General features: G+C 70.9%; 11 protein-coding genes. 7 read left to right on the top strand and 4 right to left on the bottom strand.

The genetic code is table 11. The features are described from left to right. Window positions 1-121: 121 nt before the first annotated feature. Window positions 122-754: a helix-turn-helix domain-containing protein gene (locus AB0I18_RS49625; RefSeq protein ID WP_363112459.1), complete on the bottom strand. Its 633-nt coding sequence runs from the start codon at window positions 752-754 to the stop codon at window positions 122-124. A gap of 86 nt (window positions 755-840) precedes the next feature. Between AB0I18_RS49625 and AB0I18_RS49620 the strand changes: the two genes are divergently transcribed. From AB0I18_RS49620 to AB0I18_RS49605, 4 genes are all read left to right on the top strand, one after another. Beyond that, on the top strand, window positions 841-2,049 hold the full coding sequence (locus AB0I18_RS49620; protein ID WP_363112458.1) for a pyridoxal phosphate-dependent aminotransferase: 1,209 nt from the start codon (window positions 841-843) through the stop codon (window positions 2,047-2,049). 71 nt (window positions 2,050-2,120) lie between these two features. Next, the gene (locus AB0I18_RS49615; RefSeq protein WP_363112457.1) at window positions 2,121-2,654 is read left to right on the top strand and encodes an HAD domain-containing protein; all 534 of its coding nucleotides are present in this window, start codon (window positions 2,121-2,123) and stop codon (window positions 2,652-2,654) included. Window positions 2,655-2,766: 112 nt separating this feature from the next. Next, complete coding sequence (locus tag AB0I18_RS49610; protein ID WP_363112456.1) at window positions 2,767-3,432, top strand: hypothetical protein; 666 nt, start codon at window positions 2,767-2,769, stop codon at window positions 3,430-3,432. A gap of 59 nt (window positions 3,433-3,491) precedes the next feature. Further along, entirely contained in the window at window positions 3,492-3,914 is a 423-nt protein-coding gene (locus tag AB0I18_RS49605; protein ID WP_363112455.1) for an acyl-CoA thioesterase, read from the top strand. A gap of 177 nt (window positions 3,915-4,091) precedes the next feature. On the opposite strand, the gene AB0I18_RS49600 is transcribed toward AB0I18_RS49605, so the two are convergent. Together AB0I18_RS49600 and AB0I18_RS49595 are read right to left on the bottom strand one after the other, a co-directional pair. Beyond that, window positions 4,092-5,798, bottom strand: coding sequence for a heme peroxidase family protein (locus tag AB0I18_RS49600; protein ID WP_363112454.1), 1,707 nt, complete (start codon window positions 5,796-5,798; stop codon window positions 4,092-4,094). Between the two features lie 184 nt (window positions 5,799-5,982). Further along, window positions 5,983-6,384: a helix-turn-helix domain-containing protein gene (locus AB0I18_RS49595; protein ID WP_363112453.1), complete on the bottom strand. Its 402-nt coding sequence runs from the start codon at window positions 6,382-6,384 to the stop codon at window positions 5,983-5,985. 101 nt (window positions 6,385-6,485) lie between these two features. Here AB0I18_RS49595 and AB0I18_RS49590 point away from each other — a divergent pair, with 101 nt between their 5' ends. After that, window positions 6,486-8,006: an MFS transporter gene (locus AB0I18_RS49590; protein ID WP_363112452.1), complete on the top strand. Its 1,521-nt coding sequence runs from the start codon at window positions 6,486-6,488 to the stop codon at window positions 8,004-8,006. 117 nt (window positions 8,007-8,123) lie between these two features. Here AB0I18_RS49590 and AB0I18_RS49585 read toward each other — a convergent pair whose 3' ends face one another. Further along, a complete protein-coding gene (locus tag AB0I18_RS49585; protein ID WP_363112460.1) occupies window positions 8,124-9,011 on the bottom strand; it encodes an SDR family oxidoreductase in 888 nt (295 codons plus the stop codon). Window positions 9,012-9,098: 87 nt separating this feature from the next. Here AB0I18_RS49585 and AB0I18_RS49580 point away from each other — a divergent pair, with 87 nt between their 5' ends. Together AB0I18_RS49580 and AB0I18_RS49575 are read left to right on the top strand one after the other, a co-directional pair. Beyond that, window positions 9,099-9,905 carry a helix-turn-helix domain-containing protein gene (locus tag AB0I18_RS49580; protein ID WP_363112451.1) on the top strand — a complete coding sequence of 269 codons (807 nt, stop codon included), beginning with the start codon at window positions 9,099-9,101 and terminating at the stop codon, window positions 9,903-9,905. Window positions 9,906-10,067: 162 nt separating this feature from the next. Next, window positions 10,068-12,278 carry an alpha-N-acetylglucosaminidase gene (locus AB0I18_RS49575; RefSeq protein WP_363112450.1) on the top strand — a complete coding sequence of 737 codons (2,211 nt, stop codon included), beginning with the start codon at window positions 10,068-10,070 and terminating at the stop codon, window positions 12,276-12,278. Window positions 12,279-12,357: the final 79 nt, after the last annotated feature.

Below are 12,357 nucleotides of genomic sequence, written 5' to 3'. Positions count from 1 at the left end.
CACCTGTATTGCGGCGACGTGCGGCGGTGGGGGTCCCCCCGCCCGAGCCGAGCGAAGCCGGTTCGAGGGTGGGGGCGCGTGCCGGGCGTCGCTGCGCAGGCGGGGGTTCAGACACAGGCTCTCAGGCCTCTCGCAGGGCCTTGGCCAGGGTCCCGTCCCCCAGGACCTCGATACGTCCGTCCCGTACCGCATCCCGCAGCGTCAGGTCCCCCCTGCCGAGTGCCGTGCACGTCCCGACGTCGAGCGAGAGCCGGGCGTCGGGCTCCTCGGGCGCGGGCCCCTCGCCGTAGACCGGCCCGTCCCCGGCACCGAGGCGCACGTAGAACTCACCTTCGTCGAGCCGCACTTGGACGACCCCGTCGCCCAGTTCCTCCAGGCACCGCAGCAACGGCAGTGCGAACCAGTGCGCACGCACCGCGTCGGTGGGCCGCCGCTCCTCCAGCAGGGGCGCGCCCCACTCGCCGAGCGCCTGGAGCACGGGCAGCAACCCCCGCCCCCGGCCGGTGAGTTCGTACACGTACACCGCTCCGGGCGGCGGCAGCCGACGGCGGCTCGCCAGTCCGTCCCGCTCCATGTCCTTCAACCGGGAGGCGAGGACGTCGGTGCTCACGCCGGGCAGGTCCGCGTGCAGGTCGGTGTAGCGACGTGGACCGGCGAGCAGCTCGCGGACGATCAGGAGGGTCCAGCGGTCACCGACGGCATCGAGAGCCCGGGCAGCGGAACAGTACTGGTCGTAGCTTCGGCGAGGTGACATGTGACGCAGTCTAGACAAGTCGTTGGACTTTCCAAGCGCGAACTTGGTAAAACCAAGCAACACCACAACCTGGAGGTGCGCACCGCATGGAGTTCCGGCAGTCGAGCAAGCTCAGCGAGGTCTGTTACGAGATCCGGGGCCCGGTCATCGAGCACGCGAACGCCCTGGAAGAGGCAGGCCACAGCGTGCTGCGTCTCAACACCGGCAACCCCGCGCTCTTCGGCTTCGAGGCACCGGAGGAGATCCTCCAGGACATGATCCGGATGCTGCCGCAGGCGCACGGCTACACGGACTCGCGCGGCATCCTCTCCGCCCGCCGTGCCGTCGCCCAGCGCTACCAGGAGCGCGGACTCGAAGTGGGCGTCGACGACGTCTTCCTGGGCAACGGCGTCTCCGAACTCGTGTCGATGGCGGTCCAGGCGCTCGTCGAGGACGGGGACGAGATCCTCATCCCGGCCCCGGACTTCCCGCTCTGGACGGCCACGACGACGCTCGCGGGCGGCAAGGCGGTGCACTACCTCTGCGACGAACAGTCCGACTGGTACCCGGACTTGGACGACATGGCGTCGAAGATCACGGACCGCACCAGAGCCGTCGTCATCATCAACCCGAACAACCCCACCGGCGCGGTCTATCCGAAGGAGATCATCGAGGGCATCCTCGATCTCGCCCGCCGGCACGGCCTGATGGTGTTCGCGGACGAGATCTACGACCAGATCCTGTACGACGACGCCGTGCACCACTCGGCCGCCGCCCTCGCCCCCGACCTGGTGGTCCTCACCTTCTGCGGCCTGTCGAAGACGTACCGCGTGGCGGGGTTCCGGTCCGGCTGGCTGGTCGTCACGGGCCCGCGCCAGCACGCGAAGAACTACCTGGAGGGCCTGACCATGCTGGCCTCCATGCGGCTGTGCGCCAACGCCCCGGCCCAGTACGCCATCCAGGCCGCGCTGGGCGGCCGCCAGTCCATCCACGAACTCACCGCGCCCGGCGGCCGGTTGCGCGAACAGCGCGACCGGGCCTGGGAGAAGCTCAACGAGATCCCCGGCGTGTCCTGTGTGAAACCGAAGGGCGCGCTGTACGCGTTTCCGCGCATCGACCCCGCGGTGCACAAGATCCACGACGACGAGAAGTTCGTCCTGGACCTGCTCCTGCAGGAGAAGATCCAGGTCGTCCAGGGCACCGGCTTCAACTGGCCCCGCCCCGACCACTTCCGCATCCTCACCCTCCCGCACACCGACGACCTGGACGCGGCCATCAGCCGGATCGGGCGGTTCCTGAGCGGGTACCGGCAGTAAGGGCGAGAGAGGCAGCGGAGGGTCGCTCGCGGGGCCCACGCGGGTATCCCTCCTCCATGAGTAATCGCTCCATGAGTAATCGACCGCTGCTGCTCCTCGACGTCGACGGCCCGCTGAACCCGTACGGAGCCCGGTTCATCCGCCCCCGCGGCTATGTGACGCGCCGACTGCACCCCGCGAACTGGCTCGCTCGGCAGTCGCCGGGCTCCCGGCGACACCGTCGGGGGCTGCGCGTGCGGCTCCATCCCGGGCACGGGGCGCGGCTGCTCGCGCTGCCGTACGAGCTGGCGTGGGCGACGACCTGGATGCACGAGGCCAACGAGATGATCGCGCCGGTGATAGGACTGCCGGGCGATCTGCCGGTCATCGAGTGGCCCGAGCTGTTCGGCAGGGATCCCGAGGGGCTGTACTGGAAGACGCGGTACGTCCTCGAATGGGCCGCGGGTCGGCCGTTCGTGTGGGTGGACGACATGATCACCGATCTCGATGCACGGCATGTCGCCGCGCACCATGACGCGGCGGCGCTGCTGCTGCCGGTCGACCCGCGCAGGGGGCTGCGGGACCGGGAGTTCAAGGAGCTGGAGCGGTGGGCCCGCGTCCTGTAACCGGCCGCGGAACGCCGGCGGAGGGCGGGGTTCCGGTCGCCGCGGGGCGGAATGTCAGACCTGGGTCCTAGTCTTCGAATGGGCTCACTGATCGACCGGGAAGGAGCGCGCCGTGACACGACCGCCGACCGCCGCACAGCGGCGCGTCATCGAGGCCGCCGATCCCGTGACCGGGCGGCTCAGGGGTACTGAGAGCCAGCTCGCGGCGCTGGTGAAGCGCGGGCTCGCCTTCCGGCATCCCCGGCCGCCGCACGACCACTTCCTGACGCCGACGGGGCATCGGATACGGGAGGAGGGCGGTGCGGCGTCCAAGGAGCCGGACCGTGCCGGTGTCTCCACCACCGCAGAGGCCGACGATGCTCGGGCAACCGCCGCCACGGGCGTGTTCGCCGCGCGGGTCGGCGGCGAGGAGGGCGCCGACGCCGGGCCGTCGCGCGTACGCGAGGTGCACAGCGCCTGGCAGGGGCTGCTTGAGCTGCGGCGGATGACCAGTCCGGACGGAGCCGTGGACCGGCCGTGCGGATGGGAGCGTACGCATCTGGTGCAGGCCGCCGCGCTCGCGCTGGAGGCGGCGGGACACCGGCCGGCGGGGACGGGCCCCGAGGGATACCGGGTGCGTGCGACACCCCAGCCGGAGGCCGTGGCCGTGCGCGAGCCGGACGCCGAGGCACTGCGGGAGTGCGCGGCCACCCTGGAGAAGGCGGGGTGGCAGGTCGGGGAGTACACGGAGCCGCGTACCCGGGTGCGCTATCTGCTGGCTTCTCCGCGACGGAAGTGATCGGAGCATGCCAGGGTGAGGGCGTCGTAGCAGTCGAGAAGAGGTCAGAAGGGGAAGCAGTGACAGAGCCGTTTTCCGTCGGTGTGACCGTGCGCGGGTACGAGACCGATGTCCAGGGACACCTCAACCAGTCCGTGTATGTGAACTACGCGGAGCACGCCCGCTGGTCGTTACTCCAGGCCGCCGGGATCAGCCAGGCCGGTCTGGTGGCCAAGGGTGTGGGCCCGGTGGCGCTGGAGATGACCGTCCGCTACCGGCGGGAGCTGCTGGCCGGTGACGAGGTCGAGGTGACCTGCGACTTCGACTGGGGCGAGGGCAAGACGTTCCGCATCGAGCAGACGATACGCAAGGCCGACGGCACGGTCGCCGCCGAGATCACCGGGGTCGGCGGCCTGATGGACCTCAAGGAGCGCAAGCTGGTCGCGGATCCGAAGGAGTATTTCCGGGCGCTGGCCTCCGATCCGCGGGTGTTCGGTCTCTGACCCGGCCGGTCGGAAACGTGACCGTCACGGCCGGTCCGCCACCCTCGCGTGCACCCCGGTCCCGTCCCGAACCACGTCCACATCCGCGCCCGCGATCACACCCTTGAGCGGCGCACCTCGCGCACGCCGCCCAAGGGTGCTGAAACGCCCTGAGACCGAGCTCTGGCCGCCCGGGGCCTAGCCCAGCGGGTTGAGCTGGTCCGCATCGCCCTCGAAGGCGAACAGCAGCAGGTCCGTCATCGTGAACGCGCCCTTCCGGTGGGACGGAAGGCTCGGGCGCCAGCCCGGATGCTTCACGATCGAGGCCCGGCTGCCCTCCATCGCACGGTGGAACACCTCGGCGACGAGCGTGCCGCCGACGCCCGTGAGCCGGCCGGGGTGACGTTCGTTCACCTCGGCCTCGCGCAGGATGTAGAACCACAACGGGGTGTGGGCCACCACCAGTTCCCGGTCCTCGGCGGTCAGTCCGTCGAGCGTGGCGCCGCCGCTGCCCCGGAGGATCTGGTCCGCCGTGAGGCGCTTGATGCCCATCTGCTCGGCGAGTTGGGGCCCGGTGGCCAGCTCGACCATCGCGGCCCGGGTGAGGTTGCGGAACGCGAGGTTGCGCTGGATCGGCGGCGGGGCCGGTCGCCCCCGCCCGTCGAACGTGCCGGTGGGCAGCGCGGCCAGCGGGTCGACGAGCAGTGTGTCGACGCGCTTGGCGAGGTTGAACTCGCCCTCGGGGACGACGAGATCGTCCCGGCCCGCCTCGCCGAAGTCGAAGAGCCTGCGGAAGTCGGCGATCCAGTTGCTGGGCAGCCGCAGGTTCTCCCCGGCGTTCGGGTCGTCGAGGTCGCTCAGGTCGTCCGGGTTCGCCGGGTCGCCCGGAGTGAGGTTGCCCGCCGTGCCGCTGAACCGGAACAGCAGGCCGAGCGGGGCGATCCCGCCGGGCCCGCCCGCGCGGAAGACGCTGTTCCACTGGTAGGCGGTCCGCACCATGCTGTGCCCGAGCCGGTAGGCGGCGACGGAGAACTCGATGGGCATCGTCGGCAGGTCGCCGGGCCGGGACCGGCCCGGTACCTCGAAGTGACGGCGGCCACGCGTGAAGACCCGCTCGACGATCCCCGGATCGACGACCCGCGGCAGGAAGTCGGTGCGCAGCATCCACTGGTAGTGCTTCACGACGGTGTCCCTGGCGGCGTGGAAGAGCCGGGGCTCGGGCACTCCGCGCTCGGCGAGCCGGTCGAGGACACGGTTGTGGAAGCGGATGAAGGCGAGGTGCAGCTGGCCGATGGCCAGGTTCTCGTCGTTGCGCGCGTCCGGGATCAGCGGGGCCCGCTGGTCGGCGCGGGTGCCGCCCGCCGCCTCACCGGCCCGCGGCAGGTCGAAGCCCTTCTGGTCGGTGTTGGCGGGCGGGAACTCCGGCGGGAAGGGCACGCCCAGCGACGTACCCGTCTTGAGGTGGCCGTCCGGCTCGTAGAAGTGGGCGCTGCTGGTGTGGTTCGGGCCCAGGCCGTAGAGGGAGTCGAGGTCCAGGGCAGGGCTCCGCCCCTGTAACAGGTCCTCGACCGGGACCGGCTCGCCCAGGCCCACCTGGGTCCGGTCGAGCGTCAGGTCGTGGTCGACGAACTGCCCGAGGTAGGTGAAGCCCGCCGGTACGACCGTCCCGGGCGGCCCGGAGTCCGGGTCGTCGCCGCTCTGTCCGACGGCGGTCATGGCCTCGGCGAGTTCGGCGCGCAGCCCTTCGTCGAGCTGGACGCCCTTCTCCTTGCTGAACCTGGAGAAACGGAAGGCCAGTTGCTGCTCGGCCGCCGTCGGTACGTGCGAGGCGGCCCGCCCCTTCTCGAACTCCAGAATCCGGCCTTCGTTGACGATGTAGTAGGTCTCGCGATGGTGTCGGTGCACGACGTGCTCCGTTTTCTGTCCCCCGTGCCCCGCGACCGGTCCCCACCGAGCGCGGAGAGGTCATACGTATACGTCCTTGTTGCCCGACAACGCCCCACCGACGACGATTGGTTCCCGATCTAGCTACACGTCACGAGATCTCACCACACGCCCCGAAACGTGCGCATCCGAACCCCCACGAACATCACACGTCCATCAACTCCGGCCGGTGCTCGGCGTCGTAGGCCGCGCGCGACTCGGAGATGGTGACCCGGTGCCGCTCCGCCCAGTCGGTCAGGCCCAGCAGCGTCGCGTGCAACTCGCGGGCCACGGGCGTGAGTTCGTACTCGACCTTCGGCGGGACCGTCGGGTGGACGGTGCGCGTGAGGAGTCCGTCGCGCTCCAGATTGCGCAACGTCAACGTGAGCATGCGGCGGCTGATGCCCTCGACACTGCGCTCCAACTCCGTGAAGCGGATGGGTCCGTGCGCGGCGGCCACGATGATCAGCACGCTCCATTTGCCCGCGACCCTCTCAAGAACTTCGCGGACCGGGCACGCCTGCGCGGTCACAGCCTGCGAGGTAACACCGGTGTTCCTCTGGGACATCGAAGTGCCTCCTTATGCCGGTGCCCATGGTCACTCATCATGTTCCCTGTTACAAGTCGTGCACCTATGGAACACCCAGCAGCGATACGGAGGCCGTGGCGATGTCGTCCCGGATCGAGACACCCGTCGGATCACCCATCAGCTCCCCCGAAGAACGAACGTACTCCCGTTGGGCGGCCCTCGCCGTCCTGTGTGCGGGCACGCTGATGACGGTCTTGGACGGCAACATCGTCACCGTCGCGATGCCCGCCATCCAGAACGACCTCGGCTTCTCGGGCCCGGGTCTCGCCTGGGTCGTGAACGCGTATCTGATCCCCTTCGGCGGGCTGCTTCTCCTCGTGGGACGGCTCGGTGATCTGGTCGGCCGCCGGCGGATGTTCGCCGCCGGGCTCGTCGTGTTCACCCTGGCGTCCGTACTCTGCGGGGTCGCCACCAGCCAGGGCATGCTGATCGCGGCGCGGGCGCTGCAGGGCGTCGGCGGGGCCATGACCTCGGCCGTGGTGCTCGGCATGCTCATCGCGCTCTTCCCCGAGCCGCGCGAACAGGCCAAGGCCATCGCGGTGTTCAGCGCGGTCGGCGCGGCGGGCGGCGCGCTCGGCGTGTTCCTCGGCGGGGCCCTCACCCAGGCGCTCAACTGGCACTGGATCTTCCTGATCAACCTGCCGATCGGGGTCGTGGCGTGGATCGCCGCCCTGCGCGTCCTCGCCCCCGACCGCGGCGCCGGGCTCGGCAAGGGCGCCGACTACCCGGGGGCGGCGCTGGTCACCGGCGCGCTGATGCTCACGGTGTACACGATCGTCGGCGCCGGCGGCCGCGAACTCGGCAGCACACTCCTGCTGGCAGGGGTCGCGCTCGCGCTCTTCGTCTCGTTCGCGCTGCGGCAGGCGCGGGCCGAACGCCCGCTGCTGCGACTGCGGTTGTTCCGTTCACGCCTGCTCACCGGCGCGAACAGCGTGCAGATCCTGATGATCGCGACGATGTTCGGCTTCCAGTACATCGGCGCGCTCTACCTCCAACGTGTGCTGGGCTACAGCGAGTTGATGACCGGTACGGCGTTCCTGCCCGCTCCGATCCTGATCGGCGTGCTGATGCTGGGCCTGTCCGCGCGGACCATCGGCCGCTTCGGCCCGTACCGAGTGCTGCTCACCGGGCTCGTACTCATCACGGCCGGGATGGCACTGCTGAGCCGCATGCCGGTCGACGGCTCGTACGTCATCGACGTGCTGCCTCCGATGCTGCTGCTCTCCGCCGGTTTCGCGGCGGCGATGCCCGCGGTGACCGGACTCGCCATGTCGGGCGTCCGGGAAGAGGACGCGGGCCTGGCCTCAGGACTCTTCAACACCACGCAGGTGGTGGGCGGTTCGCTGGGCCTCGCGGTCCTCACGACCCTGGCGGCGAGCCGCACGGACGGGCTGCTGGGCGAGGGCGAGCCGCTCGTCGCGGCGACCGCGGACGGCTACCGGCTGGCGTTCACCGTCGGTACGGGGATCGCGGTGGCGGGCCTGGCACTCGCGGTGGCAGTGCTGCGGGCGGGGTCGGCACCTTCCACGGAGGCAGACACGGAGACGGGGGCGCAGGCCCAGGCGGAGGAGGCCGAGGGCCGGGCGGACGCGTACAGCTAAGGCACGCCGGTTACGTCGTGCAGCGGAAGCGGGCTGGACGCCTGTGACGGAGGCAGGCGTGGCTGTGAGGGGGGTGCCCCCTCACAGCCACGCCTGTCCGCGCGCCTGCTCCGTGCGTCAGACCTCCCCGGACGCCTCCTCAAACGCTGCCTCGAACGCCGCCTTGTGGTCCACCGCCCACTTCCGGTACGTACGCGGCGCCCGTCCCAGCACTGACCGCACCTCCTCCGTGACGACGGCGTTGCCTCCCTTGCGGACGAACGAGCTGCCCTCCATGACTCCCGCCACGTACTCCGCGTCCAGGCCCGACCCGGTCAGCTGCGCGCGGGCCTCGTCGGGTGTGAGGTCCAGGGTGTCGACCGGGCGGCCGAGGACCTCGGCGAGGACGGCCGCCTGGTCGGGGGCGCTGAGCAGTTCGGAACCGGTCAGGGTGTAGGTGTGGCCCGCGTGCGCCGAAGAGAGCAGGGCCTGCGCGGCGACCTCGGAGACGTCGCGCGGGTCGATGACGCCTTGGAGGGCGTCGCCGGTCATGTTCGGCACGGGCTTGCCGTCCCGGATGGCGTCGGCCCAGCTCAGGGTGTTCGAGGCGAAGGACGAGGGCCGCAGGACCGTCCACTCCAACCCGCTGGCCCGGACGGCCTGTTCGCCCGGGAGGTGCCAGGTGCCGACCCGGCCGAGGACGGGATCGCCGGTGCCGATCGCGGAGAGCTTCACGACCCGCCGTACGCCCGCCGCGCGGGCCTGCGCGACCAGGTCCCGGTCGCGGTCCGCGTCGTCCGGGCCGAGCACCCCGACCAGGAAGACGGCCGTGGCGCCGGACAGCGCCGCTGCCACGGAGGTGGGGTCGAGGTAGTCCCCGCGTGCCACCTCGACCCCCTCGGGGACCCGCGCCCGGGACGGGTCGCGGGTCAGGGCGCGGACCTTCTCGCCGCGCGCCGCGAGCTGTCGTACGACTTCACTGCCGATGGTGCCCGTGGCACCGGTGACGAGGATCATGGAGACCACCGTGCCGGGCCGGTGGCGGGAGTCTCTAGGAAATTCCGGCACGGTTCGGGCGCCCGTACGGCCGGGCGGCGCGCTTACGGTGGACAGGTGACGAACGCCCTTGCCGAGCACGCCCTTCCCCTGCCCGAAGCCCTGCGTCCCTGGATCGCCGGTGTCGCGTTCACAGCGGTCGACGGTGAGCTGCGCGATCCCTACACCCATGTCCCGGACGCCGCCACCAAGTTGGTCGTACGGGTCGAGGAGAGCGGCCGTCGGGACACGATCGTCATCGGCCCGCGCACCCGGGCCTCGTACCACGCGAGCAAGCGCCTCGCGTCCTGCGTGCAGTTGCGCCTCGGACCGGGTACCGCGCGCCCGCTGCTCGGCGTCCCGGCGGTCGAGCTCGTCGGCCGGGTGGTCCGGCTCGGGGACCTGACCGGCGACGTCCCGCGGCAACTCGCCCTCGAAATCCGGCGGTTCGACCCGCTGGAGACGGACGACCTGGTCCGTCATCTGGCACAGGTCCTGCCGGACCGGTTGTCCGCCGCCACGGACCGTTCCCGGAGCGAACTGCTGGCGGCCGCCGTCGATGCCCTGTCGACTGGTGTGGGCCAACTGCCGTCGCAGGTACAGGACTTGGCGCGACGCCTCGCCGTCAGCGAGCGGCAGCTGCGCAACCTCTTCGCCGAGGGCGTCGGGCTCTCCCCCAAGCACTATGCCCGCATCGGGCGCGTACGCCATGTCCTCACCCATGCGGCCACCACGTCGTGGGCCCAGCTGGCCGCCACCACCGGCTACTACGACCAGTCCCACATGACGTCCGACTTCCGCACCCTGATGGGCGTCCCGCCCAGGTCCTTCTTCACCGGCCGCCTGCCGGCCGCCCAGCCCTGCCAGGCTTTCAGCCGGGTCTGAGTCTGACGGGCAGGAGCGGCGAGGGCGGCGGGGGCGAGGAGCGAGAAGCGGCACCGTTCATGGCGGGTTCTCCCCCATGTGGCCCTGCCGCCGTGCTCAGGTCACCCCGCACCGGGTATCTCTCTCCACGGCGCACCCCCCACCCGCGAAGCCGGAGATCCCATGCCACTAGCCCGTCGCGCGTTCCTGACCGCGGTCGCCGGTTCGGCCGGCGCCGTCGCGTGTTCACGCGCGTCCGCGGACGGTACGGACAACTCGTCCCCCGAGAAGGAGGCACCAGTGACCCAGGCAGCCGCGGCGGCGGCCCGCCGGATGCTCCCGCACCACTGGCGACAGCTGCACTTCGAGACGACGACGGACGACGCGGACGCGTTCCGGGTGTCTGGCGACAGCGGCCGGATCACCATCGCGGGCGGCACCGCCGGTACTCAACTCACCGGCCTCCGCTGGTACTTGAAGAACGTCACCCACACCAACATCAGCTGGGCCGGTGAACAGCTCAACCTCCCGGCCGAGCTGCCCGGCCTCGACGGCACCGTCACCCGCCGGGCCAACGTCCCGCACCGTTTCGTCCTCAACGACACGAACGACGGCTACACGGGCGCGTACAACGACTGGTCGTACTGGGAGCGTGAGCTCGACGTCCTCGCGCTGCACGGCTACAACGAGGTGCTGGTGATCGTCGGCGCGGACGCGCTCTATCACCGGGTGTTCCAGAAGTTCGGCCACCCGGACGAGGAGCTGCGGAGGTGGATTCCGGGTCCCGCCCATCAGCCGTGGTGGCTGCTGCAGAACCTGTCCGCCTTCCCGGACGGCGTCTCACGGCAGCTCCTCGACGCACGGGCCGCGCTCGGACGGCGTATCACGGACCGGGTACGGGAGTTGGGCATGACGCCCGTCTTCCCGGGTTACTTCGGCACGGTCCCGCCGGGCTTCGCCGACCGGAACGCGGGTGCGCGCGTCATCCCGCAGGGGAAGTGGATGGGGTTGGCGCGGCCGGACTGGCTGGATCCGCGGACCGACCACTTCGCCCAGGTGGCGGCCACCTTCTACCGCGTCCAGGACGAGATGTTCGGCGGACCCTCGACGCTCTACAAGATGGACCTGCTGCACGAGGGCGGCGACCCCGGCGACGTCCCGGTCGGCGACGCGGCGAAGGGCGTCGAGAAGGCGCTGCGGACCGCGCACCCGGACGCGATCTGGGTCATTCTGGGCTGGCAGCGGAACCCGCCGAGGGCCATTGTCGACGCCGTCGACAAGTCCCGCATGCTGGTCGTCGACGGACTGTCGGACCGCTTCCCGAAGGTCACCGACCGCGAGGCCGACTGGGGAGACACCCCGTACGCCTTCGGCTCCATCTGGAACTTCGGCGGTCACACGACTCTGGGCGCCAACACCCCGGACTGGACAACGCTGTTCAAGCAGTGGCGCACCAAGCAGGGCAGCACCCTGCGCGGGGTCGCCCTTCTCCCGGAGGCGGCGGACAACAACCCCGCGGCCTTCGACCTGTTCTCCGAACTCGCCTGGGAGGAGCGGGACTTCGACCTCAAGGTCTGGTTCCGGGAGTGGTCCCACTCCCGCTACGGCGCACGCGATCCGCATGCGGAGGCCGCCTGGGACATCCTGCGCCGCACCGCGTACGGCACGACACGGGCCGACTCGTGGAGCGAGGGCGCCGACGGCCTGTTCGGCGCCCGCCCGTCCCTCACGGTCAGGACGGCGGGCAAGTGGTCACCCAAACAACTCCGTTACAGTCCGGAGGAGTTCGAACCGGCGCTCAGTGAACTGCTCCAGGTGCGTGCGGGCCTGCGGAACTCCTCCGCGTACCGACGCGACCTCCTCGACGTCGCCCGTCAGGCCGCCGCCAACCGCAGCCGCGTCCTCCTCCCGCGCGTCAAGAAGGCGTACGACACGGGGGACTCCGCCGAGTTCGGCCGGCTGACCCGTGACTGGCTCGCCCTGATGGACGTACTGGAGACTCTGCTGGCCACCGACTCCGGTCATCTGGTGGGGCGTTGGGTCGCCGACGCGCGGAGCTGGGGTGCGGACCCGGAGGAGAAGCGAAGGCTGGCGTACGACAATCTGTCGCTGCTCACCGTGTGGGGTACCCGGCAGGGGGCGGACGCGGGGTTGCGTGACTACGCCAACCGGGAGTGGGCCGGTCTGGTCGGCGGGCTGTACCGGCAGCGCTGGTCGACGTACTTCGACGAGCTGCGGGCAGCCCAGCAGGAGGGGCGCGAGCCGGAGCCGATCGACTGGTTCGCCCTGGAGGACCGCTGGACCCGAAACCCGGGCAAGCTGTCCACGCGGCCGACCGGTGACACGTACGAGGCCGCCGTCCGCGTCCGCGACGCACTCACCGCGCCCCTGTGAGCAGCCGGGCCACCGACCCATGTTCCTCGCCCCCGCCGCCCCTACCCGTCCCATCCCTGGGGGCTGCCGCCCCCAGACC

It is taken from the genome of Streptomyces sp. NPDC050704 (assembly GCF_040654355.1).
Taxonomy (GTDB): Bacteria; Actinomycetota; Actinomycetes; order Streptomycetales; family Streptomycetaceae; genus Streptomyces.
This window is presented reverse-complemented; position numbering and strand designations above follow the sequence as displayed.